Annotated in this window: 24 protein-coding genes; 11 read left to right on the top strand and 13 right to left on the bottom strand. The window is 65.9% G+C overall.

Translation table 11 applies throughout. The features are described from left to right. The first annotated feature begins 6 nt into the window (after positions 1-6). Together ACQ5SA_RS17205 and ACQ5SA_RS17200 are read left to right on the top strand one after the other, a co-directional pair. The gene (locus tag ACQ5SA_RS17205) at positions 7-1,113 is read left to right on the top strand and encodes a catalase family peroxidase (protein WP_499315181.1); all 1,107 of its coding nucleotides are present in this window, start codon (positions 7-9) and stop codon (positions 1,111-1,113) included. Then, on the top strand, positions 1,110-1,646 hold the full coding sequence (locus ACQ5SA_RS17200; protein WP_499315179.1) for a cytochrome b: 537 nt from the start codon (positions 1,110-1,112) through the stop codon (positions 1,644-1,646). Before ACQ5SA_RS17205 ends, ACQ5SA_RS17200 begins: the two co-directional genes overlap by 4 nt. 556 nt (positions 1,647-2,202) lie before the next feature. Here ACQ5SA_RS17200 and ACQ5SA_RS17195 read toward each other — a convergent pair. Genes ACQ5SA_RS17195 through ACQ5SA_RS17180 form a run of 4 tightly spaced genes read right to left on the bottom strand, consistent with a single transcriptional unit; the run spans position 2,203 to position 5,698 of the window. Then, positions 2,203-2,805 carry a response regulator transcription factor gene (locus ACQ5SA_RS17195; protein ID WP_025878350.1) on the bottom strand — a complete coding sequence of 201 codons (603 nt, stop codon included), beginning with the start codon at positions 2,803-2,805 and terminating at the stop codon, positions 2,203-2,205. Further along, positions 2,802-4,016, bottom strand: coding sequence for a sensor histidine kinase (locus ACQ5SA_RS17190; protein WP_499315178.1), 1,215 nt, complete (start codon positions 4,014-4,016; stop codon positions 2,802-2,804). Before ACQ5SA_RS17190 ends, ACQ5SA_RS17195 begins: the two co-directional genes overlap by 4 nt. Positions 4,017-4,022: 6 nt before the next feature. Next, a complete protein-coding gene (locus ACQ5SA_RS17185; RefSeq protein ID WP_499315176.1) occupies positions 4,023-4,805 on the bottom strand; it encodes an ABC transporter permease in 783 nt (260 codons plus the stop codon). Then, positions 4,802-5,698, bottom strand: a complete 897-nt coding sequence (locus ACQ5SA_RS17180) for an ABC transporter ATP-binding protein (protein ID WP_499315174.1) — start codon at positions 5,696-5,698, stop codon at positions 4,802-4,804. The genes ACQ5SA_RS17185 and ACQ5SA_RS17180 overlap by 4 nt, the downstream gene beginning before the upstream one ends. 202 nt (positions 5,699-5,900) lie before the next feature. Between ACQ5SA_RS17180 and ACQ5SA_RS17175 the strand changes: the two genes are divergently transcribed. The 5 genes from ACQ5SA_RS17175 (at position 5,901) to ACQ5SA_RS17155 (ending at position 13,734) form a co-directional block, all read left to right on the top strand. Beyond that, the gene (locus tag ACQ5SA_RS17175; protein WP_499315172.1) at positions 5,901-7,157 is read left to right on the top strand and encodes an efflux RND transporter periplasmic adaptor subunit; all 1,257 of its coding nucleotides are present in this window, start codon (positions 5,901-5,903) and stop codon (positions 7,155-7,157) included. A gap of 117 nt (positions 7,158-7,274) precedes the next feature. After that, positions 7,275-7,964: an ABC transporter ATP-binding protein gene (locus ACQ5SA_RS17170; RefSeq protein WP_499315171.1), complete on the top strand. Its 690-nt coding sequence runs from the start codon at positions 7,275-7,277 to the stop codon at positions 7,962-7,964. Positions 7,965-7,978: 14 nt separating this feature from the next. Next, positions 7,979-9,136 (top strand): ABC transporter permease, encoded by a 1,158-nt coding sequence (locus ACQ5SA_RS17165; RefSeq protein WP_108268242.1) that lies wholly within the window; start codon positions 7,979-7,981, stop codon positions 9,134-9,136. 13 nt (positions 9,137-9,149) lie between these two features. Continuing rightward, a complete protein-coding gene (locus ACQ5SA_RS17160; protein WP_499315168.1) occupies positions 9,150-10,466 on the top strand; it encodes an ABC transporter permease in 1,317 nt (438 codons plus the stop codon). A 409-nt stretch (positions 10,467-10,875) separates the two neighbouring features. Further along, positions 10,876-13,734: a TonB-dependent receptor plug domain-containing protein gene (locus ACQ5SA_RS17155; protein WP_499315167.1), complete on the top strand. Its 2,859-nt coding sequence runs from the start codon at positions 10,876-10,878 to the stop codon at positions 13,732-13,734. A 94-nt stretch (positions 13,735-13,828) separates the two neighbouring features. Here ACQ5SA_RS17155 and rarD read toward each other — a convergent pair whose 3' ends face one another. Together rarD and yedA are read right to left on the bottom strand one after the other, a co-directional pair. Next, a complete protein-coding gene (gene rarD / locus ACQ5SA_RS17150) occupies positions 13,829-14,755 on the bottom strand; it encodes an EamA family transporter RarD (RefSeq protein ID WP_499315165.1) in 927 nt (308 codons plus the stop codon). Further along, positions 14,752-15,657 carry a drug/metabolite exporter YedA gene (yedA, locus tag ACQ5SA_RS17145; RefSeq protein ID WP_499315163.1) on the bottom strand — a complete coding sequence of 302 codons (906 nt, stop codon included), beginning with the start codon at positions 15,655-15,657 and terminating at the stop codon, positions 14,752-14,754. The genes rarD and yedA overlap by 4 nt, the downstream gene beginning before the upstream one ends. 222 nt (positions 15,658-15,879) lie before the next feature. On the opposite strand from yedA, the gene ACQ5SA_RS17140 reads away from it, so the two are divergent. Further along, entirely contained in the window at positions 15,880-17,214 is a 1,335-nt protein-coding gene (locus tag ACQ5SA_RS17140; protein WP_099819627.1) for an MFS transporter, read from the top strand. A gap of 31 nt (positions 17,215-17,245) precedes the next feature. Continuing rightward, entirely contained in the window at positions 17,246-17,581 is a 336-nt protein-coding gene (locus tag ACQ5SA_RS17135) for a hypothetical protein (protein WP_499315215.1), read from the top strand. 314 nt (positions 17,582-17,895) lie between these two features. Here the strand turns inward: ACQ5SA_RS17135 and ACQ5SA_RS17130 are convergent, their stop codons facing one another. The 4 genes from ACQ5SA_RS17130 to ACQ5SA_RS17115 form a co-directional block, all read right to left on the bottom strand. After that, positions 17,896-19,548 (bottom strand): M28 family metallopeptidase, encoded by a 1,653-nt coding sequence (locus tag ACQ5SA_RS17130; protein ID WP_499315213.1) that lies wholly within the window; start codon positions 19,546-19,548, stop codon positions 17,896-17,898. A 106-nt stretch (positions 19,549-19,654) separates the two neighbouring features. Next, positions 19,655-20,587, bottom strand: coding sequence for an MBL fold metallo-hydrolase (locus ACQ5SA_RS17125; RefSeq protein WP_499315161.1), 933 nt, complete (start codon positions 20,585-20,587; stop codon positions 19,655-19,657). 163 nt (positions 20,588-20,750) lie between these two features. Next, positions 20,751-21,047, bottom strand: a complete 297-nt coding sequence (locus ACQ5SA_RS17120) for a hypothetical protein (protein ID WP_499315159.1) — start codon at positions 21,045-21,047, stop codon at positions 20,751-20,753. Between the two features lie 138 nt (positions 21,048-21,185). Beyond that, a complete protein-coding gene (locus ACQ5SA_RS17115; RefSeq protein ID WP_499315158.1) occupies positions 21,186-22,478 on the bottom strand; it encodes a tryptophan--tRNA ligase in 1,293 nt (430 codons plus the stop codon). A 108-nt stretch (positions 22,479-22,586) separates the two neighbouring features. Here ACQ5SA_RS17115 and ACQ5SA_RS17110 point away from each other — a divergent pair, with 108 nt between their 5' ends. Continuing rightward, entirely contained in the window at positions 22,587-23,393 is an 807-nt protein-coding gene (locus ACQ5SA_RS17110) for a hypothetical protein (protein WP_499315156.1), read from the top strand. Positions 23,394-23,471: 78 nt separating this feature from the next. Here ACQ5SA_RS17110 and ACQ5SA_RS17105 read toward each other — a convergent pair whose 3' ends face one another. From ACQ5SA_RS17105 to rocF, 3 genes are all read right to left on the bottom strand, one after another. After that, positions 23,472-23,693 (bottom strand): CsbD family protein, encoded by a 222-nt coding sequence (locus ACQ5SA_RS17105; protein WP_089241428.1) that lies wholly within the window; start codon positions 23,691-23,693, stop codon positions 23,472-23,474. A gap of 212 nt (positions 23,694-23,905) precedes the next feature. Beyond that, the gene (locus tag ACQ5SA_RS17100) at positions 23,906-24,043 is read right to left on the bottom strand and encodes an entericidin A/B family lipoprotein (RefSeq protein ID WP_019661832.1); all 138 of its coding nucleotides are present in this window, start codon (positions 24,041-24,043) and stop codon (positions 23,906-23,908) included. A gap of 167 nt (positions 24,044-24,210) precedes the next feature. Continuing rightward, the gene (rocF, locus tag ACQ5SA_RS17095; protein WP_499315154.1) at positions 24,211-25,131 is read right to left on the bottom strand and encodes an arginase; all 921 of its coding nucleotides are present in this window, start codon (positions 25,129-25,131) and stop codon (positions 24,211-24,213) included. A 321-nt stretch (positions 25,132-25,452) separates the two neighbouring features. On the opposite strand from rocF, the gene ACQ5SA_RS17090 reads away from it, so the two are divergent. Further along, positions 25,453-26,304 (top strand): hypothetical protein, encoded by an 852-nt coding sequence (locus ACQ5SA_RS17090; RefSeq protein ID WP_353098402.1) that lies wholly within the window; start codon positions 25,453-25,455, stop codon positions 26,302-26,304. Positions 26,305-26,409: the final 105 nt, after the last annotated feature.

Below are 26,409 nucleotides of genomic sequence, written 5' to 3'. Positions count from 1 at the left end.
CCGACCATGTCGCTCTTCCGCTACACCCGCGCCGGCCAAGGGCCGCAGTCACCGCGCAAACATTCACCGCTGCCCTGGATCGCGCTGATCGCGCTGATCCTGGGCATCGTCGCCCTCGCTTTCGCCTGGCTGGCCGGCTGGATCGGCCGCGACCGGCTGACCGCACAGCGCTTCACCGACACCATCGAGGCCACCGGCCCTGCGCATCCCGGCTTCCGCCGCGCGCACAGCAAGGGTGTGTGCGTGAGCGGTTGGTTCGAACCCAGCGCGCAGGCGCCCACACTGTCCAGTGCACGGGTGTTCTCACAGCCGCGCGTGCCGGTGATGGGCCGACTGTCGATCGGCGGCGGTGACCCCTACGGTGCCGACAACACCGCACGCGTGCGCAGCATCGCGGTGCAGATGGTCAGCGATGATGGCCAGGAATGGCGGATGGCGATGAACAGCTTCCCGTTCTTTGCCGTGCCCACCGCCGAAGCCTTCTACGAGCAGACCCGAGCGCAGATTCCGGACCCCGCCACCGGCAAGCCCGACCCGCAGAAGATGGCTGCCGTGCTGGCCAAGTACCCCAGCGCGCAGGCGTTCCAGCAGTGGGCCAAGAGCGCACCGTGGACCAGCAGCTGGGCCGACACCACCTTCAACAGCGTCAACAGTTTCTGGTTCACCAACGCGCAGGGACAGAAGCGCGCGGTGCGCTGGCGCTGGCAGCCGCAGGCACCGGTGGTGGAGATGGATGCGGACGCACGCAAGCAGGCCAATATCGATTTCCTCAGCCAGGAACTGCAGCAACGCCTCGCCACCGGCCCGGTGCGCTGGAATCTGGTGGTCAGCTTGGCTACGCCCGGCGATGCCATCGATGATCCCTCAGTGCCGTGGCCGGAATCGCGCGAACAAGTGGTGGCCGGTGTGCTCAGCCTCGACCGCATGCAGTCGCAGGAAGAAGGCGCCTGCGGCCAGCTCAACTTCGATCCGCTGATCGTGCCCAGCGGCGTGCGCGGCAGTGATGACCCGATCCTGGCTGCGCGCTCGGCGGTGTATTCGCAGTCGTTCAACCGCCGCGAGCGCGAACGGGCCGTCGGCAATGTCGAACAACCGAAGGAGGCCTCGCGATGAGTACCGGCAATGGCCACTTCAACCTGCTCGCCCGCGTGCTGCACTGGTCCATGGCGCTGATGATCATCGCGATGCTGTTCGTCGGCGTGACCATGGTGGCCTCGCTGCACCTGCGGCCGATGCTGATCGACCTGCACCGGCCGCTGGGCATCGCCATCCTGCTGCTGGTGGTGCTGCGGCTGTACAACCGACTGCGCCATCGCCCACCTGCGCTGCCGTCGGACCTTCCGGCATGGCAGGTACTGGCGGCGAAGGCCTCGCACTGGATGCTGTACGCGTTGATGCTGGCGATGCCACTGATCGGCTGGGCGATGCTGTCGGCCGGTGGCTACCCGATCGTGCTGGGCGGTGGCCTGCACCTGCCGCCGATCGTGCCGCACACTCCAGCGCTGTACGCCGCGCTGCGCAATGCGCACAGTCTGCTGGCCTATGTGTTGTTCGCCACGGTGCTGATGCACGTGGGTGCGGCACTGTTCCACTTGTGGGTGCGCCGCGATGGCGTGTTCCAGGCGATGGCGCGCGGGAAGGATTGACTGGGTTCGCCGGTTGTTCCCGGCGGGTCATTTCCGCGACTGCGGGGAGGTGTCACTTTCTTTGCTCGTGCAAAGAAAGTAACCAAAGAAAACACGCCGCCAGGTCGCGAGCCGGTGCTACGCACCGGTACCCTGCGCTTCTCGGCGAATCAGGGGACGGCGCCGAACTCGCTGCGCTCAGACATCGGCGCCTCTACGCCCCTGATTCCCCTGCGATGCTCGGCTCGCTGAAAGGCGGACCCAACGTCAAACGCCACACCTGCACCCAGTAGATCCACGCCATGCGTGGATGCTTTTGTTGTTGATCTTGACCTTCCAGTCCGCCTTGAGCGAGCCGAGCACCGCAGGTCCGGCGAGGGCGAAGAGGCGCGGGTGTCTGAGCGCAGCGAGTTCCCGCGGCGCCCCTCGACGGACCGAGGAGCGCAGGGCACCGGCGTGCGAAGCACGCCGGCTCGCGGCCGGCGGAGCGTTTCTTTGGTTACTTTCTTTGCGCGCAAAGAAAGTGACACCCCCCCGCGGTCGCGGAAATGACATCACCGGGAAAAGCAGGCCGCCGCTACAACCACCCCTTCTGCCGCGCCAGCCGATACGCCTCGATCCTGTTGGCCACGCCCAGCTTGCCGATACATTCGGACAGGTAATTGCGCACTGTGCCGTGCGACAACCCCAGCTGCTCGGCGATCTCGCTGGCGGTGCGACCTTCGCCCGCCAAGCGCAGCACGCGGCGCTCGCGGTCGGTCAGCGGATCGGCCTGCGACCAGGCATCCAGCGCCAGTTGCGGGTCGATCGCACGGATGCCCTGCTTCACCTTGCGCAGCGCCTCGGCCAGGTTCTCGGCCGGTGCATCCTTCAACAGATAACCCAGCACGCCCGCCTCCAATGCGCGGCGCAGGAAACCGGCGCGGGCGAAGGTGGTCACGATCACCACCTTGATCGGGAGTTCATGGCGGGCGATGCGCTGGGCCAGCTCCAGCCCGCTCAGCCCCGGCATTTCAATGTCGGTGACCAGGATGTCCGGCTGCAGCTGCTGCAGCATGCGCCAGGCGGCTTCGCCGTCGGCAGCACTGCCCAGTACCTCGATATCCGGCTCCAGGCCCAGCAACGCCGACAATGCGCCACGCACCATCGCCTGATCCTCGGCCAGCAGGATGCGGATCATGCCGCGCCTCCCTGTGCCAGCGATGCCGGCGACAGCGGCGTAGTCGCGGCCACCAGGGGCACGCGCACGGTCAGCACCGTGCCTTCCCCGCGTGGCGACTGCAGCGTCAACTGGCCACCCAGCGCCGCTGCCCGCTCACGCATGCCACACAATCCATTGCCTTCGGCCTGCACGCCACCACGGCCGTCATCCCGTATCTGCATCGCCAACTGTCGGTCCTCAAGCATGAAATCCACCTGCACCCGGGTCGCCTGCGCGTGGCGCACGATGTTGGTCGCCGCCTCACGCAGCACCAGTGCCAGCCCACGCTCTACCTCCACCGGCATCGGCGGCGGCGGCATGTACTGCAGGTGTACCTGTTGGCATTCCAGCAGCAGGCGTGCCGAGGCCAGTTCGCCGGCCAGGTCGCTGGCGCGGATGCCGGTGACCGCACTGCGTACCTGTGCCAGCGCCTCGCGGGCAATGTCCTCGGCCTCGCCGATTTCCTGCCGGGCACGCGCGTCATCGCGGTCGTACAGCTTGCGCGCCAGTTCCAGCTTCAGCGTGATCAATGACAGCGTATGCCCCAGCAGGTCATGCAGATCACGGCCGATGCGCTCGCGCTCGGCGGTGGTCGCCAAGCGCCGCACCTCATCCTGGGACAGCTGCAGGGCGACGTCGCGCTGCTGGCTCAAGGCCTCCACGTTCACTACCAGCCCGACAATGAACGACACCGCCGGCATCCACACCATGGCCTGCCACGGATAACCGAAGTACAGCGCAGTGCTGCAGAACACGAGATTCAGGCCAGTGAGCTGCAACAGGTACACCCACCAACCGCCGCGGCTGCTCATGCGGATCATTACGCAGCCGAACACGAAGTAGCTCAGTCCCGACGGATACCACGGCAGCAGTACCAGGGCCATCGCAATCATGCCCAGCGCGTAGCGCCAGGCGTGATGCCGTGGCGCCAGCATCACCCTGGCATAGAACAGCAGGAACAACGGATAGCTGGCCAGCGTCAGCAACAACCAGCGCAGCGTGAAGCCATTCCCGAGCACCGGGGTAAGGAAGATCCAGACCGACCACAGCAGGTGGATCGCACCACTCCAGGGCGACTTGCCACGTCGCAGCAGTTCGGCCACCGCCGAATCCGGTGCGGGGCGCAGCAGGGACGCAAGCCAGCTCGGTGGCACGGAAGATTCCAGGCGGGGACGATCGCTGCCGATCATGCCAGTTCAGCCGACCCGGCGCAGGCGGCGACGCGCCAGCAGCAGTGCGACCGCACTCACACCCAGCAACACCAGCAGATGGCCAACGGCACCGCCACGTGCCGGCTGGCCAAGAATGGGCAGGGCCAGCTGCGCCAGGTGCCAGGTCGGCCACAGCGGCGCCATCGTCGAAAACACCGTCGGCAACGCCGACAACGGCAGCCACAGCCCCGACAGCAGGGCCAGCGGCAGGTAGACCAGGTTGACGATGGCCGGTGCCGCGCTGGCGCCGACGTGGCTGCCGATCAGCAGGCCGATCGACCCCAGCGGCAATGCCGCAAACGCCGCCACGGCCAGCAGCTGCAGTACCTGCACCGCCTGCAGCTGCACGCCGCCGAAGAGGCACGCCACCGCCATCAGCATCGCGGCGATCAGCAGCGCGAACAGCATGGCCATTGCCAACCGCGCCAGCAGCGGCGCTGCAGCAGGCAACGGCAGTGCGCGCTTGAGGGTCAGCAGGCCGCCTTCGCGGTCCAGTGCCAACTGCACGCCAAAGCCAAACAGCGAGGGCGCCATCGCGCCAAACACACAATAAGTGGCCAACAGATAGACCGGTGCGTGGCCGCGGCCCAGCAGTACGCCGAACAACAGGTAAAACAACACCGGGAACAGCAGCGAGGGCAGCACGAACGACGGCGAGCGCCAGGCGCGACGCAGCTCGGCCAGCAGTTCAGCACGATAGGGACGCAGGGTACGCAGCCTCGCGGAAGGCGCTGCGCGGGCGCCGGTGGTACGGGTCAACGTGTTCATGCTGCCTCCCGGGTCAGGTCGAGGAAGGCGTCGGCCAGTGCCGCGCCCTGTACTTCCAGTTCGCGCAGCTGCACATCGGCGGCCAGCAGACGCGCCACCACCGGCTCGGCCGGGCTGGCCAGCAGCTGCAGATGTTCGCCGTCACGTTGTACCTGCTGTACGCCGGGCCACTGCTGCACCTCATCGGCGGCCAGCGTGCTGCGGCAGCGGATGCGTCGCGGGCGGTCGGCCAGGCGCAGTTCGGACAGCGGCGCATCCGCCAGGACCCTGCCCTGCTCCAGCACCACCACCCGTTGTGCCAGCGCCTCGGCCTCTTCCAGGTAGTGGGTGGTCAGCAGCACACCGCAGCCTTCGGCCACCCGCTGCCGGATCGCCCGCCACATCGCCTGCCGCGCCTGGATGTCCAGACCGGTGGTGGGCTCATCGAGGAACAGCACGCGCGGGCGGCCACAGATGGCAATGGCGAACTGCACGCAGCGCTGCTGCCCGCCGGACAGCTGGCCATAGCGGCGCCGGGCAAGGTCCTGCAGGCCCACACGCTGCAGTACGTCCTTCAACGGCAGCGGATCCGGATAGCAGGCGCTGGCCTGCGCCACCAGTTCATCCACCTGCAGCATCGGCGGCAGGCTGGTGCTCTGCAGCATCACGCCAAGGCCGAGCCGATGATCGCGTTGCTGCGGATCGCCGCCCAGCAGCTCGACCTGGCCGGCGTCGGCGCGGCGCAGGCCCAACAGCACGCTGATCGCGGTACTCTTGCCGGCACCGTTGCGGCCCAGCAGGGCCAGTACCTGGCCAGCGCGGACCTGCAGGTCGATACCGTGCAGGGCGGTATGGTCGCGGTAACGCACCTGCACCTGCTGCAGGCGGGCCAGCGACGGAGCGATCGGATCCATGGGCAGTACCGGTAGCGGGGACGTTGCCATCCTGTGCTGCCGTGGTCACGTTTCGCAGTTGCTGCCGTCAATGACATCGGATGACAGCTGTCACTGCCATCGCCGATGCACCTGCCTTCATGCTGTGCCGCACGCTCCACCGCCGGAACCGCCGCAGTCTGCCCTTCCGGTCACACCCGCCCGAACGCCTGTGATGGAACGAATGAACGCTTCTGCCGAGCTGTTGAAGGAACTCCGTATCGACCGCAAGTCGCCGCCGCCGGCCTCCAGTGGCGGCAGTGGTGGCAGTGGTGGCCACCGCTGGCTGTGGATCGCCGTGGTCGTGATCATCGTGCTGCTGGCCAGCGGTGCGTTCGCACTGTTCGGCCGCGCGCCCACCGTGGAAGTGGACACCGCACCCGCCGTGGCCATCCAGCAGGGCAGCGCCAGCAGCTCGGTACTCGATGCCAGCGGCTACGTGGTCGCCCGGCGTATGGCCACGGTGTCGGCCAAGATCACCGGCAAGGTGCGTGAGGTGATGATTGAAGAGGGCATGCGGGTGGAGCAGGGGCAGGTCATGGCCACCCTGGACCCGATCGATGCCGACGCGCAGCGCAGCCTGTATGCCTCGCAGCTGCAGTCCGCGCGCAGCCAGGTGGTCGGCCTGGAAGCCCAGCAGAAGCAGGCCGCCGCCGAGGCCAGCCGCCTGCAGGCGCTGGTCGGACAGCAGCTGGTCTCGCGTTCGCAGTACGACCAGGCCGTGGCCCAGCGTGACAGCCTGCGTGCGCAGCTGGAAACCGCACGGCGCAACGTCAAGGTTGCCAACGACCAGCTGTCCATCGCCGACCTCGGCGTGGACAACAACATCGTGCGCGCGCCGTTCTCCGGCGTGGTCACCGCCAAGGCCGCGCAGCCCGGTGAGATCGTCTCGCCGCTGTCGGCCGGTGGCGGCTTCACCCGTACCGGCATCGGCACCATCGTCGACATGGAATCGCTGGAGATCGAAGTCGAGGTCGGCGAAGCCTTCATCGGCCGCGTGCAGCCGAAGATGCCGGTGGAAGCTACGCTCAACGCTTACCCGGACTGGAAGATCCCGGCCGAGGTGATCGCCATCATTCCCACCGCTGATCGCGGCAAGGCCACGGTGAAGGTGCGGGTGGCGTTGAAAGTGAAAGACCCGCGCATCGTGCCGGAGATGGGCGTGCGGGTCAGCTTCCTGGAACAGGCGCAGCCGCAGACGGCAACCAGGCCGCAGGGCGTGCGCGTGCCGGGCGGTGCCGTGGTCCAGCGCGAGGGCGCGTCGGTGACCTTCGTGCTGGGTGATGACACCCGCGTGCAGCAACGCACGGTCGAGGCCGGCCAGGCGATGGGCAAGGACCGCCAGATCCTCAAAGGCGTGAGCGCCGGGGAGTCGGTGGTGGTCAATCCGCCGGACACCCTGCGCGACGGCACCAAGGTCAAGCAGAAGCAAGCGCAGTAACGGTCCGGCGCCCGCGTGGCGCCACCGGCAGTACCGCTCGACGGCACCACCCTTCGGTTACGCCCGGCCCACGGCCGGCGCGATGTCCCGTTTCCCGCCTTTCGTGGAGAACCACCCATGTCGACCCTGGTTTCACTGCGCAACATCACCAAGACCTACCAGCGTGGCCCCGAAAAGGTGCAGGTGCTGCACGGCATCGACCTGGATATCGCCAGCGGCGATTTCGTCGCGCTGATGGGCCCGTCCGGTTCCGGCAAGACCACCCTGCTCAACCTGATCGGCGGCCTGGACAACCCCACGGGCGGCGAGATCAACATCGAAGGCGAGCGCATCGACCAGATGAGCGGCGGCCAGCTGTCGACGTGGCGCAGCCATCACGTCGGCTTCGTGTTCCAGTTCTACAACCTGATGCCGATGCTGACCGCGCAGAAGAACGTGGAACTGCCGTTGCTGCTGACCCATCTCAACGCGGCGCAGCGCAAGCGCAACGCCGAGATCGCACTGACCCTGGTCGGCCTGGCCGACCGCCGCAGCCATCGCCCCAACGAACTGTCCGGCGGCCAGCAGCAGCGCGTGGCGATTGCCCGCGCGATCGTCTCCGACCCGACGTTCCTGATCTGCGACGAACCGACCGGCGACCTCGACCGCCAGTCCGCCGAAGAGATCCTGGGCCTGCTGCAGCAGCTCAACCGCGAACACGGCAAGACCATCATCATGGTCACCCATGACCCGAAGGCCGCCGAGTACGCCACCCACACGGTGCACCTGGACAAGGGCGAGCTGGCCGACGCCCCGCTGGCCCACTGACGGAGGCCACAGCGATGAAATACTTCTCGTTGGTATGGGCGCAGCTGTTCCGCAGCCGCACCCGCACCCTGTTGACCCTGTTGTCGGTGGTGGCCGCGTTCCTGCTGTTCGGCATGCTCGACTCGGTACGCGTGGCGTTCTCTTCCGGTGGCAGTGTGGAAGGCGCCAACCGGCTGGTGACAGCCTCGCGCCTGTCGATCACCCAGTCGCTGCCGATCCGCCTGGAAGCGCAGATCCGCCAGGTCAGCGGCGTGCGCGATGTCACCTACGGCATGTGGTTCGGCGGCATCTACCAGGACCCGAAGAACTTCTTCCCCAACTTCTCGGTGGCGCCGAACTACTTCGATGTCTACCGCGAACTGCAGATCGACCCGGCGCAGCTGCAGGACTGGCAGCAGACCCGCACCGGTGCGATCGTCGGCGAGACGCTGGCCAAGCAGTTCGGCTGGAAGGTCGGCGACACCATCCCGCTGCAGGCGACCATCTTCCCGCGTGGCGGTAGCAACGACTGGCCGCTGGAACTGAAGGGCATCTACCGCTCGAAGGATCGCGCGTTGGCGGCCAACGAAGAACGCCAGTTGATGATGAACTGGAAATACTTCGATGAGTCCAACGACTACATCAAGAACCAGGTGAGCTGGTACACGGTGACGTTGGACAACCCGGAGCAGTCGTCGCGGGTGGCACAGGCCATCGATGCGATCTCGGCCAACTCCGACCATGAAACCAAGACCCAGACCGAGTCGGCGTTCCAGCAGGCGTTCGTCAAGCAGTTCGCCGACATCGGCATGATCGTCACCTCGATCATGGGCGCGGTGTTCTTCACCCTGCTGCTGTTGACCGGCAACACCATGGCCCAGGCGGTGCGCGAGCGCGTTCCGGAACTGGCCACGCTGAAGACGCTGGGCTTCAAGGACAGCACGGTGCTGACCCTGGTGATGGTCGAATCGGTGCTGCTGATCGGCCTCGGTGGACTGCTCGGCATGGGCCTGGCGGCGCTGATCCTGCCTGCCATCAGCCCGAAGAGCATGGGCATGCTGCCGCCGCACGTACCGACGCCGACCTGGCTGGTGGGCATCGTCCTGATCGTGGTGATCGGCATCGTGGTCGGGCTGCTGCCCGCACTGCGCGCCAAGCGCCTGAAGATCGTTGACGCGCTCGCCGGCCGCTGAAGAGGACACCGACATGAACAAGCTCAAGAAGTGGCTGGGAAACGCGGTGACCGTGCTGTTGCTGGCCGTCGGCCTGGCCGTTTGGATCGGCCTGCCGTGGATCGGCGTGCTGGTGATCGCGGTGCTGGTGGGATTGTGGCTGGCGCTTACCCGCAGTGGACGGCTGGCACTGGCCGCCACCCGCATCGGCATTGCCAGCCTGCCGCAGCGCTGGGGCGCATCCTCGGTGATCGTGGTCGGCATCGCCGGCGTGGTCGGTGTGCTGGTGGCGATGCTGGCGATGGGCGAAGGCTTCCAGGCCACGCTCAACAACACCGGCGATGACACCACCGCGATCGTGCTGCGCGGCGGTTCGCAGGCCGAGACCAACTCGGTCATCACCCGCGAACAGGTGCCCACGCTGTCCACCCTGCCCGGCATCACCCGCGATGCGCAGGGGCGGCCGCTGCTGTCGCCGGAACTCTCGCAGGTGGTCAACCTGGTGTCCAAGGCCGATGGCACCGACGTCAACGCGCAGTTCCGCGGTGTAGGCCCGCAGGCGTGGGCCGTGCATGACAAGGTCAAGATCGTCGAAGGCCGCCGGTTCGCCGCCGGCCTGCGCGAGATCGTGGTCGGCCAGGGCGCCAAAAGCCAGTTCCGCGACATGGACGTTGGCAAGACGCTCACCCTGGGCAACCAGACCTGGACGGTCGTGGGTGTGTTCGCTACCGGCGATGCGCATGACTCGGAACTGTGGACCGACGCTGACACGCTGGCCACCACCTACCAGCGCAGCGCCTGGCAGTCGATCAGCGTGCGCACCGACGGCAAGGCCGGCTTCGAGCAGTTCAATGCCGCTGTCGCCGCCGATCCGCGCCTGAAGCTGGACGTGGAAACGACCCGCGTCTACTACAGCAAGCAGGGTGGCGGGTTGACCAAACTGATCGACATCCTCGGCAAGGTGATCGGTACCATCATGGCGGTAGGCGCGGTGTTCGGTGCACTCAATACGATGTATGCCGCCGTGGCCACGCGCGCACGCGAGATCGCCACCATGCGTGCGATCGGCTTCCGTGGCCTGCCGGTGGTGACTGCAGTGATGCTGGAAACCATGCTGCTGGCCCTGCTCGGTGGCCTGCTGGGATGTGCGGTGGCGTGGCTGCTGTTCAACGGCTACAGCGTGTCCACCATCGGCAGCAACTTCAGCGCGGTGGTGTTCAAGTTCCATGTATCGCCGGAACTGTTGTGGAGTGGGTTGAAGTGGGCGCTGGGCATCGGCCTGGTCGGCGGTTTGTTTCCGGCACTGCGCGCGGCGCGGCTGCCGATCACCACGGCGCTGCGCGAGACCTGAGCATCACGCATTGATTGATTGAGCGTTGTGCAGGGGACGGGGCGAAGGCTCCGTCCCTTTTTTTGTTTGTGCGCCATCCACGCATGGCGTGGATCTACCGATGCGGCACGTGCGAGATCCAGTAGATCCACGCCATGCGTGGATGGATGCATGCGCACTCGCATCACTACAGATTGCGCAAACACCGCCGCTATCGATGCCTCTGCCCATCGCAGACACAGCACGCGTGACGTTGCGCACAGCACACCTGTGGATTGTTGGTTGCGATTCATTTTCGCGGCGTTACAGCGCACGCGGACAAACAGTTACCAATGAAAACACTCTAGAATCCGGCCCCCACGTTGGTTTGCAGCACCCCACGCGTCCATAGAACGGACGCATGTTTTTTCTGAAACACGAGATTTCACGGATGTCCCTGAAGACCACCCCGCTGCGCAACGCGATCATCATCGCGCTGGCCGCCAGCTGCACCACGCCCGCCTTCGCACAGGAAGCCGGCGATACCCCCACCAACCTCGACCGCATCGAGATCACCGGCTCGCGCATCCGCCAGGCCAGTGTCGAGACCGCGCAGCCGGTGGTGGCACTCAACCGCGCCGACATCGAGAAGAAGGGCTACGTCAACGTCGCCGACATCCTGCAGGACGTCACTGCAGCCGGTGCACCGAGCCTGAGCCGTTCGTCCTCGCTGAGCTCCTCGCGCGATTTCGGCGGCATGTATGTCAGCCTGCGCAACCTCGGCCCGGAACGCAGCCTGGTGCTGATCGACGGCCGCCGCATGGGCGTCAGCGCCGGCGGTTACTCCGACCTGGCCTCGATTCCGTCCGCCATCGTAGAGCGTGTGGAAGTGCTGACCGACGGCGCTTCGGCGCTGTACGGCTCGGACGCCATTGCCGGTGTGGTCAACATCATCACCCGCAAGAACTTCGACGGTGGCGAAGCCAGCGTCTACGTCGGCCAGTACGGTGAAGGCGACGGCCAGAAGCGCTCCTACAGCGCCACCTTCGGCAAGACCTTCGACCGCGGCTGGTTCAGCGTCGGCGCCGAGCGCACCAAGGAAGACGAAATCCTCGGCGATGCGCGCGAGTTCAGCCGTTACCCGGGTGGCCCGCGCCACGCCGACGACGTCGACGCGCTGAGCCCGACCACCCAGTGGGGCACCGTCACCGTCGGTGGCAAGCCGCTGACCGTTGGCCCGGGCGGCGACCCGAGCAGCGCTGGCAACTTCCACACGCCGAACCCGGCCGATGGTGCCAACGCCAAGACCAACATGAGCCTGCTGAGCGGCCTGGAGCGCACCTCGGTGTTCGCCAACGGCGGCTTCTCGATCACCGACAATCTGCGCATCGTCGCCGACGCGCTCTACAGCAAGCGCGAGTCGACCAAGCACCTGGCCGGCTACCCGTACTCGGTCTCGGCCGCACAGTCCCGCAACGGCACCCGCGCTGCGCTGTCCAAGGACAGCACCTTCAACAAGTGGGGCCAGGACGTGCTGTTCTCGCACCGCACCGAAGAGCTGCCGCGCGGTACCGAGAACACGCTGGAAACCAAGCGTGCCAGCCTCGGCCTGGAAGGCAGCTTCGAAACCGGTTCGCGTTACTGGGACTGGAACGTCAGCTACATGTACAACCGCAATGAAGGCGAGCGCGTCGGCACCGGCAGCATGTACCAGCCGCACGTCAACCTGGCCGTCGGCCCGTCCTTCATGGACGGCGGCGTTGCCCGCTGCGGTACCCCGGGTGCGGTGATCGCCGGCTGCGTGCCGTGGAATCCGGCTGCACCGATGGGCTACACCGGCCCGGGCTCGCTGGGCAACCAGGACGTGCAGGACTACCTGTTCACCCGCTTCGTCGACAAGATGCGCAGCACCACCAAGGTCGCCAGCGCCAACATCTCCGGCTCGCTGTTCACCCTGCCGGCCGGCGACATCATGGGCGCGATGGGCTTCGAGCATCGCAGTGAAGAAGCCAGCTACACCCCGGACCTGATGGTGCAGAAGGGCCAGATCGCAGGCACCACCGGCCAGCCGACCCGTGGCGACTACTCGCTCAACGAGGTCTACCTGGAAATGCAGGTGCCGCTGCTGGCCGACATGGCCTTCGCCCGCGAGCTGTCGCTGGACCTGGCCGGTCGCTACACCGACTACAACACCTTCGGTTCGACCACCAACAGCAAGTTCGGCCTGAAGTGGAAGCCGATCGACAGCCTGCTGGTGCGCGCCACCTACGGCACCGGCTTCCGTGCACCCACCGTGGACGATCTCTACGGCGGCGCAGTGTCCAGCCGCGATTCGTTCACCGATCCGTGCGATACGAAGTTCGGCATCGCCGCCAGCAGCTCGACCGTGGCAGCACGCTGCCAGGCGCTGAACGTGCCGGCCAACTTCCGTCAGCAGACCGGTTCGGACGGCAACCTTGCCAACCGCCCGGGCCAGCAGGCCACCTCCGATTTCAACTCTGGTTCCAACGCGGAACTGAAGCCGGAAACCGCCAAGACCTGGACTGTCGGCCTGGTCTACAGCCCGGAATTCGTGCAGGGCCTGGACGTCAGCCTGGACTGGTGGAAGATCCGCATCGACAACGCCATCGTCGGCGAGTCGGCCACCGACATCCTCAACCAGTGCTACGTGCAGGGTGTGGATTCGGCATGCGGTCGCTTCACCCGTTCCACCGCTGCGGCCACCCGTGGCCAGGTCTCGGCGCTGGATCGCTCGCTGGTGAACGCCGGCTACCGCGAAACCGCCGGCTATGACATCGGTGTGCGTTACCGCCTGCCGGAAACCGCGTACGGCAAGTTCGCCATCAACTGGAACACCACCTACACCGACTACCTGGAGCAGCGCAACGACAGCGCCGCCACCACCCCGGTGGAACAGCGCGTGGGCTGGGCCGGCGACTTCCGCGTACGTTCGACCTTCAACCTGGATTGGCAGTACGGCAACCTGGGCATCGGCTGGACCGCCCGTTACTACTCGGGCATGAAGGAAGCCTGCTCGTACGATCTGGGCGGTGGCCCGGACTGCAACATGGCCGACTTCGTTTCGCCGTATACCGATGCACAGCCGAGCCGCAAGGTGGGTTCCAACACCTTCCACGACCTGCAGGTGCGTTACAGCCTGCCGTGGGATGGCACCGTGTCGCTGGGCCTGAACAACGTGTTCGACCACCAGGGTCCGATCATGTACAGCCAGCCGAACAGCAGCTTCACCTACTACGGTGGCTTCGATATCGGTCGTTTCATGTACATGAAGTACCAGCAGCGCTTCTAAGCCTGCAACCGCGTTCCCGCCCCGGCCAACTCTCTCCTGGCCGTGGATGGAAGCAGAACGGCGCCCCTCGGGGCGCCGTTCTTTTTTGCGGGGGTCAGAGCCCTGCGCGTTGCGCAGGGATCCGACCCCGCGCCGCGCGCATCGCACGCACGTTGTCTGCGACGAACAGGATCAACCCGGCCCAGATCGCCGCAAAGCCGATCGCCTTGCCGGTGTCGAAGGCCTCGTGGAAGAAGAACACGCCCAGCAGCAGCTGCAGGCTCGGTGCGATGTACTGCAGGATGCCAACCAGCGACAGCGGAATGCGCTTCACCCCGTAGGCGAAACCGATCAGCGGCACCGCCGTGACCACGCCACCGAAGATCAACAACAGATCGTTGCCCCAGCCCCAGCCACCGAAGAAGCCGCCGCCATGGCCGTTCTCGGCCCACAGCGCAAAGCCCAGCGCCGGCAGGAACAGATACAGGCTTTCCACGCCCAGCCCGGCCACCGGATCGACCGACACCAGCTTGCGCAGCAGCCCATACAGGCCGAACGAGCAGGCCAGGCCCAGCGCGATCCACGGCGGCGTACCCGCATCGATGGTCAACCAGGCCACGCCCACCGCAGCGATGGCCACGGCCACCCATTGCACGCGGCGCAGGCGCTCTTTCAGCACCAGCACGCCCAGCAGCACGTTCACCAGCGGGTTGATGAAGTAACCCAGGCTGGTCTCGATCACGTGACCGGCATTGACCGCCCAGATGTACAGGCCCCAGTTGAAGGCAATGGTCAGGCTCGATACCACCAGGATCGGCAGCGCGCGCGGTTGCGCGGCGATCTTCTTCCACCAGCCGAAGCGCGAGGCGATCAGCAGCCAGGCCACCACCAGCACCGTGCTCCAGATGATGCGGTGGGCGATGATCTGGAACGACGGCACCTCGTTCAGCAGATGCCAGTAGACCGGCACCAGCCCCCACAGCACGAAGGTGGACGCGGTAACCAGCAGACCGCGGCGCTGTTCTTTCTCGTCCATGCTCATCGCTTGCGTGTCCTTGCCATTGTCAGTACCACCACACCCAGAAGTATCACTGCCATGGCCAGGAAGTCGCGCCAACCGAAACGTTCGCTGTTCAACGCCGCACCCAGCAGCACCGCGATCACCGGATTGACGTAGGCATAGCTGCCGGCCAGCGCCGGGCGTACGTTCTGCAGCAGCCAGACGTAGGCGGTGAACGCCACGATCGAACCGAACACGCACAGGTAGGCCATCGCCAGCAGGCCACCGGTATCGGGCAGCGTGGTGGGGCGCTCGCCGACGACCAGGCCGATCAGCACCAGCAGCACACCGCCGCAGATCATCTGCCCGGCGGCCGTCATGAACGGGCCCGGCAGGTCCTGCCCGCGTGCCCACACCGAGCCGAACGCCCAGCCGACCGGTGCGATCAGCAGCAGCACCAGCCCGGTGGGCGATGCAGTCAGGCTGCTGCCGGCGTTGAGCCAGACCACGCCGACGAAGCCGACGGCGATGCCCAGCCATTCGCCCTTGCTGGCGTGCTGGCCACGCAGGGCCGAGAACAACGCCATCCACAGCGGCACCGAGGCCACCGCCGTGGCGGCCAGGCCGGATGACACCTCGCGCTCGGCCAGCACCACCATGCCGTTGCCCAGCACCAGCATGGTTACGCCCATGATGGCCAGGTTGCGCCACTGCCGCAGGGTCGGTTTCGGCATCTTCCAGAACAGGCGCAGCGCCAGGTACATCACGCCGCCGGCAATGATGAACCGGCTGCCGGAGACCATCGTCAGTGGCAGCGCGCCGCCATGCAGGGCCTTGGCGATACCCAGGTAGGTCGAGCCCCAGACCACGTAGACCAGCAGCAGCGCCAACGCGACAAGGCCACCCCGGGGGGCAGCCGTAGACGGAACGGGGGGAGCCGACATGACACACCAGGGAGCCGGGGGAAGACGGATTTTAGGACGTTTTGGTTATGGTCCGGCAGCCCATGTGATGGCACGCTGTCATCCACCCATGTCCCGCCCGCCCTTCCGGCACCCGGTGTTGACGTGGAATGCAGTACTCAGGAGGCTGGCCGGCAGCGCACTGCGCGCCCCTGGCACCGATCTTTCCCGCATGGACGCACCGCATCGAGGATCCCCACCCAGATGAGCACCACGTCCCAACCCGCCGTACCCGCCAGCGATGGCGCCGCCCTGCGGCGTTCCATCTCCAACACCCTCAAAGGCTCCGCCGGCAACCTGGTGGAGTGGTACGACGTCTACGTGTACTCGGTGTTCGCCGTGTACTTCGAATCGCAGTTCTTCTCGCCTGAAGACAAGAACTCCACCATGTACGTGTGGGCGATCTTCGCCGCGACCTTCCTGATGCGCCCGATCGGCGCATGGTTCTTCGGCCGCTTCGCCGACCGTCACGGCCGTCGCCTGGCATTGACGGTGTCGGTCACGCTGATGGCCTTCTGCTCGTTCATCATCGCCATTACCCCCACCGCTGCCAGCATCGGCATCTGGGCAGCGATCATCCTGCTGTTCGCGCGTCTGCTGCAGGGCTTCGCCACCGGTGGCGAGTACGGTGCCAGCGCCACGTACATGTCCGAGGCCGCCATTCCCGGCCGCCGCGGCTTCCTGTCCTCGTTCCACTACGTCACCCTGGTAGGCGGCCATGTGCTGGCCCAGCTGACCCTGTTCGTGATGCTGACGTTCTGGGCCAAGCCGGAAATCTCCGAGTGGGGCTGGCGCATCGCCTTCGGCATCGGTGGCATCGCCGCTGTAGTCGTGTTCTGGCTACGCCGTGGCATGGACGAGTCGCTTTCGGAGTCGTCCATCGAAGCCGCGCGCGAGGGCAAGGACAAGAAGTCCGGCTCGATGTACGAACTGTTCGTGCACCAGTGGCGTCCGCTGCTGCTGTGCTTCCTGATCACCGCCGGTGGCACCATCGCCTTCTACACCTATTCGGTGAACGGCCCGAAGATGATCCAGAGTGCCTTCGCCGGCAACGATCCGATGACCGGCACGCTGATCAACCTGGGTGTGCTGGCCTTCCTGATGGTGTTGCAGCCGGTGGGCGGCTGGCTGTCGGACATCATCGGCCGCAAGAGCCTGCTGGTGTTCTTCGGCGTAGGCGGCGTGCTGTACAGCTGGTACCTGATCACCCAGCTGCCGCACCAGCACGATGCCACCCTCGCCTTCCTCACCCTGGCACTGGGCTTTGTCATCCTCACCGGCTACACCTCCATCAATGCCGTGGTAAAGGCAGAGCTGTTCCCGACCCACATCCGTGCGCTGGGCGTGGGCTTCGGCTATGCATTGGCCAACTCGCTGTTCGGCGGCACCGCGCCGCTGCTGTACCAGGGCGCATTGAAGACCGGCCACGTGGACTGGTTCGCCATCTACGTCACCGCGACGATCGCGGTATCGTTGGTGGTCTATGTGTTCTTCCTCACCAACAAGGGCCCCAACTGGCTCGACGGCACCCGCAAGTAAGCGCGCCGTAGTGATCGCGGCCACCGGTGCAATGCCGGTGGCCGCCGCTTCTCCTGCCATGCCGCTGGTGTGGCTCGCACTGGGTCTGGGCGCAGCAACCCTGCTGGCATGGCTGATCCGCCGGCCCGGCGCCCAGGCGAGTTGGCCACGTATCGGCTTCGGCATTGCCCTGCTGGCGTTCTGCGCTGCGCTGGTGCTGCAGCTGGCAGTGGATCTGGGCAGCGGTGCCAGCACCCTGCATCTGCGTCTGAGCCGGGGTAGCAATCCTGCACCGGTGGCCGGCCTGCGCACGATGGTGGTGTGTTACGTGGCCGCGCTTGTGGCCGCCGGCTGGGGTGCCTGGAAGCTGCTGCGGAAGACGTGGTAGCGCCGGCCGCTGGCCGGCATCTGCGCATCCCTTCGGAAGGTTCATGAGGTTGCCGGCCAGCGGCCGGCACTACCACGCGTTCAGAGGTTAACGGCCAGCGGCCGGCATTGCCCGCGCGTTCAGAGGTTGCCGGCCAGCGGCCGGCATTGCCACGCGTTCAGAGGTTAACGGCCAGCGGCCGGCATTGCCCGCGCGTTCAGAGGTTGCCGGCCACCGGCCGGCATTGCCCGTACGTTCAGAGGTTGCCGGCCAGCGGCCGGCATTGCCGTGCGTTCAGAGGTTGCCGGCCAGCAGAGGCCGGCATTGCCGTGCGCTTACCGGCGCGCGGCTTCGCTCTTCTCGCGGGCGCCGTGGAATTCCGATTCCTTTTCCCACTGCGGCCAGCGACGGCTGTTGGCCAGCTCTGCGCCCAGGTCATAGACCAGCAGGGTATCGGCCGCGTGACCCGCCGGATCCCAGCTCGGCGTCCATGCATCGCAGGCCTGGTGGTAGCAGTCGGCGAAGTACTTCTCGCGCAGCGCGCGGCCTGCGTCGACACCGCCGTCCAGCTTGTCCAGGCCCGGGCCGATGGTGATCGCCGGCACGCCCAGGCGGGCGAAGGCGAAGTGGTCGGCACGGTAGAAGAAGCCAGCTTCCAGATTCGGGTCCGGGCTGTAGCTGCGGCCACGGGCCTTGGCCACGCGTTCCAGGTCGCCTTCCAGCGACACCCGGCCCTTGCCCCACGACGCAATGTCACGGGTGGCACCATCCGGGCTGAACATCTCGATGTTCAGTACCGCAGCGGTCTTGTCCAGCGGCGCCAGCGGGTGCGCGGCGTAGTAGCTGGCGCCCAGCAGGCCCTTCTCTTCGGCGGTCAGGGCGACGAAGTACAGGGTGCGCTGCGGCTGCGGGCCAGCGGCGAACACACGGCCCAGTTCCAGCACGGTGGCCACACCGGTGGCGTTGTCGATCGCACCGCGGCGGATGCGGTCGCCCTTGGCGTCGGCCTGCCCAATGCCGAAGGCATCCCAGTGCGCCGAGAAGATCACCGCCTCGTCGGCGTGCTCGCCGCCGGGCAGCTTGGCCACCACGTTGCGGGTCACCACCTGCTCGCGCTTGAGCGCGAAATCGACGCTCAGCTTCGCGTTGTCCAGCGCAACCGGACGGAAGTCCGCGCTCATCGCCTTGCGCTTCTCGGCATCGAAATCCAGGCCGGCGTCGGCGAAGATCTGTTCGGCCAGCTCACGCTGCATCCAGCCACGCAGCGGCGTGTGCTGGGCCATCGCTTCAGCCTGGCCGCGCTCGATATCGAACAACGGCGAGGTGCCCGAACTCTTCACCGTGGCCCAGCCGTAGGCGGCCGGTGCGGTCTCATGCACGATCAGCACGCCTTCGGCACCACGGCGCGCGGCTTCTTCGAACTTGTAGGTCCAGCGGCCGTAGTAGGTCACCGCCTTGCCATCGAACGCACCCGGCGCATCTGCTTCAAAATCGGCGTCGTTGATCAACATCACGGCGATCTTGCCGTGCAGGTCCACGTCTTTGTAGTCGTTCCAGTGGCGCTCGGGCGCGTCGATGCCGTAGCCGACGAACACCAGCGGCGCCTCCTTGATCTGCACGCGCTTGCGCGGCTGCAGGCTCTGCAGGGTCACGTCCACGCCATTGGCCAGCACACGCTTGCCGCCCTTCAGGGCGAGACTGGCCTTGGCCGGGCCATCCAGCTGTGCGCGCACCAGCGGCACTGGCTGCACCCAGCTGCCGTCCACGCCACCGGGCTGCAGACCATAGCTGCGGAACTGCTCGATCAGGTACTGCACGGTGCGCTCTTCGCCTTCGGTGGCCGGTGCACGGCCTTCGAATTCGTCCGATGCCAGCACGCGCACATGACGCGACAGCGCCTGCGGATCGATGCCGCCGCCGGGCAGGTCATTGGCCGCATGGGCCAGGCCACCGACGAACAGGCAGGACGACAGCAGCAACACGCGCATCGGGTTCACGGCAGTACCACGGCAGGCTTGGGAATAGCCAGAGTGTAACGTGACAGTGCAATGACGGCGCGGGTTGCACGCGGCGTCATTCACACGTGGCGTGGATCTACCGCGACGCGCGGTCCAGCCAGCAGGCCAGGCCCTGTGCGTTGAGTTCGATATCCATCGCGAGTACCTCGGTTACCGCAGCTTGGTCCAGTGCGCAGCCATGCTGCTGTGCACGCTCCAGGTACAGCGCCTGCAGCGCGGCCAGCAGGCAGCGATGACGGTCGGGACGTCCGTCGCACTGGCGGCCGATTGCCGCCATTGCATCGATCTGTTCGAACAGATCTTCGGCCAGCTTTTCGACCTGTTCGACACGACCGTAGTGGGTGAGGTACATCGCCTGCGGCGCGTAGGCGAGCATGCGTTGGATCGACGTCTTCATCGCTTCCGGGTCGAACTGCACCGGCGATGAGGTGGGGAAGATGAAAGCGCCCTGCGCACTGTCCAGTTCGCGGTAGGAGATACCGAAAGTATCGCCGGTGAACCAGCTGCGGCTGCGCGCATCCCATACGCAGTAGTGGTGCAGCGCGTGGCCCGGGGTATGCAGCAACACCAGCTCGCGGCCTGCCAGGTCGATGCGCTGGCCGTCGTCAGCCACCACCACGCGATGCTCGGGAATCGCTTCGACGCGGCCATAGCTGCGCGCGATTTCCTCGGCGCCATAGACGGCGGTGGCGCCGGCGATCAGCCGGGTTGGGTCGATCATGTGCGGCGCGCCGCGCGGATGCAGCACCGCACGCGCATTCGGCAGCTGCTGCATCAGCAGGCCAGCGCCGCCGGCATGATCCAGATGCACGTGGGTCAGCAGCAGCCAGTCCACCGCCTCCACACCCAGCCCGTTGTCCGCCAGGGCCTGCAGCATCGCCGGCACTGACAGGCCGGTACCGCAGTCGACGAAGGCAGCACGGCCGTTTTCGATGATCAGGTAAGCGGCATCGAAATCAGGCCGTTGGAAACCGGTATCGATGGTGTGGATGCTGGGATCGGCGGTCATCGACGCGCACCTGGCAGGATCGGGAACAGATGCCCATGGTAGGCGCGCCGGCATGGCGTGATCGATGCGGCTTTGGTCGGATGGTGCCGGCCGCTGGCCGGCAACCTCGAGATAGCCATGGTGAATGCAGTTGCCGGCCAGCGGCCGGCACTACCGATCAGCCTCAGCGCAATGCGAACCGCGGGCGCAGCAACAGGGCGATCACCAGCACCGCCAGGAACGCGCCATAGGCATACAGCACCGCCAGCACCTGCGGCCAGATCGGTCCGGCGCCCGGCTGAACCAGACCGATGTGGTGGCCCCACAGCATCGCCACGATGCTCAGGGCGAGCGCAAGCGCCAGCGTGGTGCCATCGAACAGTCGCCGCCGCGCGGTACGCGGCTGGCGCGGGAACAGCCAGTACAGGCTGCCCAATAGAATGAACCAAGGCAGGAACAGCAGCAGCGACAACCAGGCCATTGCAGACTCCATGTCATCGCGCCAGGGGCGCGCGGACATCATGCCATGGCCGCTGTTCCCGGGTAGTGCCGGCCGCTGGCCGGCATCCCCAGCGCGCCGGGTGATTGCAGTTGCCGGCCAGCGGCCGGCACTACCTTTTTACGCTTCGCGCAGCACGGCCAGCGCCGCAAGCACCGCCTCGACTTCGGCTTCCAGCTTGAACAGCTCACTCTGCAGCTGGTCGCCCTGCTCGGCCTGCTTCAGCACGGCGATCAGCTGGCCGGCATCGCGCGGCGAGTCGAAGCCTTCGCTCTGGATCAGCAGCGTGCCGTCCCCTGCGGTCAGCTTGAAGTAGAAGCGGCCATCCTTCTCGCGGTACTGCTTGAACAGCGGCGGCGCGGCGCGAGCTTCACCGGCATCTTCGCTGGCGATGTCGCCTGCATCGGACAGATCACGCAGGCCCACCGCATGGCGCAGCTCTTCCAGCAGCGGTGCGGCCAACTGCTCACGCAGCTGCTGGCCACGGCGCTTGAGCAGCGCTTCGATCTTTTCCGGCTCGGCCATCAGCGCGTTGTAGCGCTCGCGCAGCGGCGACAATTCGCTGTCGATGCGCTCGAACAGCTGCTGCTTGGCATCGCCCCAGCCGATGCCGTCGGCGAAGGCCTTGGCGAATGCGGCGGTCTGTTCCGGGGTGGCGAATGCCTGGTACATCTGGAACAGCGCCGAACCTTCGGTGTCCTTCGGCTCGCCCGGTGCACGCGAGTCGGTCAGGATCGAGAACACCAGCTTCTTCAGCTCCTCGCGCGGCACGAACAGCGGAATGGTGTTGTGGTAACTCTTGCTCATCTTGCGGCCATCCAGGCCCGCCAGCGTTGCCACCTGCTCGTCGATCACCACGTCCGGCAGCGGGAAATACTCCTTGCCGTAGACATGGTTGAAGCGCTGGGCGAAGTCGCGCGCCATCTCGATGTGCTGGATCTGGTCACGGCCCACCGGCACCTGGTTGGCCTTGAAGATCAGGATGTCGGCGGCCATCAGCACCGGGTACATGAACAGGCCGGCGCTGACACCTGCGTCCTCGTCCTGGCCTTCCTCACGGTTCTTGTCCACCGCCGCCTTGTAGGCATGGGCGCGATTGAGGATGCCCTTGCTGGCGATGGCGGTCAGGAACCACATCAGCTCGGTGGTCTCGCGGATGTCGCTCTGGCGGTAGAACCACACGTGTTCCGGATCCAGGCCACAGGCCAGCCAGCTGGCAGCGATCTCCAGGGTCGCGCGCTGGGTGCGCTGCGGGTCCTGCGACTTGATCAGGCTGTGCAGATCGGCCAGGAAGAAGAAGCTCTCGATGTCCGGCGCGCGGCTGGCCGCAATGGCCGGGCGGATGGCGCCAACGTAATTGCCCAGGTGGGGCGTGCCGGAGGGGGTGATGCCGGTAAGGACTCGGGTCGTCATGACTGCGTGCGGAAACCTTCTATGAACGGAGCCAGTTTACCGTGCACACGGTCAACCCCGTCAGGGCCCCCGGCACGTTCATTCACCCAACCCCGCTGGAGACGCCCGATGAAACGCCTGCTGCCCCTGCTGCTGATCCTGCCCCTGGCCGGCTTCCGCCCGGCCCCGCTGCCCCCACCGGTGTACGAAGACGGCCCGGTGCGCGTGGCCCTGGTCGACCGCGACCGCGGCACCGAGTTGCGCAGCTACCCGGCCGACGGCCAGCGCTGGGTGGCCGGTGAGCGCGGCCATCGCTATGCGGTGCGCCTGTACAACGACAGCCCGCGACGCGTGCTGGTGGTGCTGTCGGTGGATGGGGTCAACGCCATCTCCGGCGAAGATGCCGATCCCTCGCAGACCGGTTACGTGCTCAACCCCGGCCAACGCGCCGACATCACCGGCTGGCGCAAGACCCAGGACGAAGTGGCCCAGTTCGTCTTCAGCAGCCCCAGCGGCAGCTACGCCAGCCGCACCGGCCGCCCGGACAACGTCGGCGTGGTTGGCGTAGCAGTGTTCGAAGAGGCGCGCCGCTGGTACCCGCGTCCGCAGCCGATCCTGCGTGATCGCGCCGGGCCGGCACCTGCGGCGGCCGAAGCCTCGGCGGCCGCCGACGCCAGCGCCAGCCGCATCGAAGGCTACTCGGCCAAGTCGCAGGCACCGGCGCTGGGCACCGGCCACGGTGCACGTGAGAGTTCCTCGGTGCGCGATACCGATTTCGAACGCGCTACCCGCAGCCCGGCACAGGTGCTGCAGCTGCGCTACGACAGCGCGCGCAACCTGCGCGCACGCGGCATCCTGCTCGATTCGCCATCGCGCCTGGACCGCCAGCCGCAGGCCTTCCCCAACCGCTACGTGCCCGACCCGCCGGCACGTTGATCGCCACACAGCGCAACGCCCGCACCTTCCGGCGCGGGCATTGTCTGTGGGGGCAGAACGTGGGCGTGCGTCGCCCGGTTACTTGTAGTCCGGATAGTCCTTGCTCACGCTGTCCTGGAAGTCGCGGACTTCTTTCTCCGCGCGATCCTTGGCCCAGCCATAGCGCTCCTGCAGGCGGCCCGCCAGATACTCGGCATTGCCCTCGGCCACATCGAAATCGTCATTGGTCAGATCGCCCCACTTCGCCTGGGCCTTGCCCTTGAGCTGGGACCACTTGCCGGAAATGATGTCTTTGTTCATTGCTGAGGCTTCCTTGGAATGCAACGGCGTTGTTACCGTGCATGCAGCTTCCCGCAATGGCTGTTGAAGCACGGTCAACCGACCATGAAAACGCTGCTCACCTGCTTGAATGGTTCACTACCCATCGACACGCGGCGTCCACACCTGGCAATCGCGCATGAAAAAAGGCCGGGAAGATCCCGGCCTTTTCCGTACTGCGCACCACCTCAGGCTCAGTTGCCCTTGGCAGCATCCTCAACCTTCTCACCAGCCTTCTGCACGTCCTTGCCGGCACCGGCAACGGTGTTGCAACCGGCCAGCAGGGCCACCGAGAACATCGACAACAGCATCAGGGCAACTACGCGCTTCATGGGCTTCTCCTTGGGTTTGCCGCTACACCGCTCAATCACGGGGTTCGGTTGTATTGATCGGGGCGGCAGGCTGGTTCGAAGCCAACACTGCCGCGTGAGGTGCAATCTGGCGGGAGGGGCGTGGAGCGCGTGTGAACGGTTCGTCCAACCGTTCAGGCTGGTCGCTCTCAGTCGCGCATCAGCGTCGATTTTCCGAACAGGCTTTCCACCAGGTCCACGGCCAGTTCGGCGGTGCTGTTGTGGTTGTCCAGCAACGGATTGAGTTCGACGATATCCAGCGAGCCCATGCGGCCGCTGTCGGCGATCATCTCCATCACCAGCTGCGCTTCGCGGTAGTTCACCCCGCCCGGCACGGTGGTGCCCACACCCGGGGCGATGCTCGGGTCGAGGAAATCGACATCGAAGCTGACGTGCAGGTGGGTGTTCTCATCGATGCCGGCCAGCGCGGCTTCCACGGTGCGCTTCATGCCGTTCTCGTCGATGTAGCGCATGTCGTAGACATCGACCTTGTGGGTCTTGATCAGGCGCTTCTCTTCCGGGTCCACCGAACGGATGCCGATCTGGTGCATCTGCGAAGGCTTGATGGCCGGCGAGGTGCCACCCAGCCTGGTCAGCGCATCCGGGCCGAGGCCGCACAGGCAGGCCACCGGCATGCCGTGGATGTTGCCCGACGGGGTGACATCGCTGGTGTTGAAATCCGAATGCGCATCCAGCCACAGCACGCGCAGGTCCTTGCCCTGCTCGCGGCACCAGCGTGCAACAGCGGTGATCGAACCGATGCCCAGGCAGTGGTCGCCACCGAGCATGATCGGCATGCGCCCGGCCTGCAGCTCGGCATAGCTGGCTTCCATCAGCGCGTGGTTCCACGCCACCACTTCGTCCAGATGCCGGTAGCCCTGCACCGGCGCGGTCCACGGGTTGCGCGGGCCGTCCAGGTTGCCGAGGTCGCGCACGTCCACGCCTCGCGCTTCCAGTGCTTCAGGCAGGCCAGCCACGCGCAGGGCTTCCGGCCCCAGCCGGGCGCCGCGATGGCCCGCCCCGATGTCGGTGGGGACGCCGATCAGGGTAACGGCGGGATGATGGGCCATGGGTGCCTCCTGCGAACGAAAAAGAAGCACAGTCTAGCCAGACGCATGTGACACCACTCGCGGCGGTGCAGCAGGGGATGGCGCCGCCATGGCGCACATGGACGACGGGCAACCACGGGTAGGTCTTCCCCAGCCTTGTGGATCAGAAGTTCTTCCGCCTGTGATGGGGTTCTCCCCTGTGACGCATACAGCTCTATCGCTTTCCCTTCTGCACAGCGAAGGTGCTCGCCCCAAATTGGAGGCAAGGATGTTCCTGCGTTGAATCGAAGAAAACCCTCACCCAGCTTCTCAACGCCACTCAGCAAGTGCTTGTGTATCGGCATGCTCACGGTGTTTACGGCGTCCTGCTCGGTATCCGGGGCCGACACCTCCTCGGCAAGGCAGGCGCGACTTCTGGAGTTGGAGGATGCGGCTTCAACCCATGAAATGGCCGATCCGAATACTGCAAGGACCGAGGCACAGCGGTCCACCGCGACGGTCAATGCGCGCATCGCATTGGGACCCAAGGCGTTCCTGATCGACATCAAGAGCCCCGAGTACAAAGGAGATGCCACAAACTACATCAACGAAAGAATACAGCGATCAAAAACAGGCGACAGCCAGGCAAGCTACGAAATACACGCAAGGGTTTCCAGCTGCAAACGCGCCCTCGATCCCGGTGACGACGGCGAGTACAAGGTGTACTCATCCATGGGTCTTGCCGAGCAGTTCTCGAGGCGTATCGAAGAAGAAATCGAGAACTGCAAGACGATTGCCGAACGAACCGACATTATGGGAGAAAACTGGCTTTCACTGGCAGCCACCCAAGGGTCGATTGAAGCCCGACTGATGTACGCCCAGAACCCTCGTGCGGCCATCGGCGATCTCACTGAAGTCCTGTCAGATCCCAGCAGGCTGATCGACTATCGCCGGAACGCTGTGGAGTATCTGAGTGAATCTGTTTCTTCAGGGAACGTAGATTCGATCGAAGCTCTCGCAAACATCTATGACAGAGGGATAGTCGCCGAGCGCTCTTACACCAGGAGTCTCGGCTACTGGATGGCCCTGCAGCGCGTGCATCCAAGCCAATACTCCGCGGAATCGATAAGCCGCCTGTCCAGCAGCATGCAGACAGAGCAGATCATTCGTGCACAGGAACTGTCAAAAGAAGTCTACCGATCATGCTGCGAATGAGCCGCGGCTGAAAGAGTTCACAAACCAAGAACAGACAGGCGGTTAACTTAGATGAAAGTAAAGATACTTATTGCAACAGCCGCAATCGTAGCGGCAAGCGTGGCA

The sequence above is a fragment of the Stenotrophomonas indicatrix genome (assembly GCF_050573115.1).
In the GTDB taxonomy this organism is placed as follows: Bacteria; Pseudomonadota; Gammaproteobacteria; order Xanthomonadales; family Xanthomonadaceae; genus Stenotrophomonas; species Stenotrophomonas lactitubi_A.
Note: the sequence above shows the minus strand (reverse complement) of the source record. Positions and strands in the feature narration are given on the sequence as shown.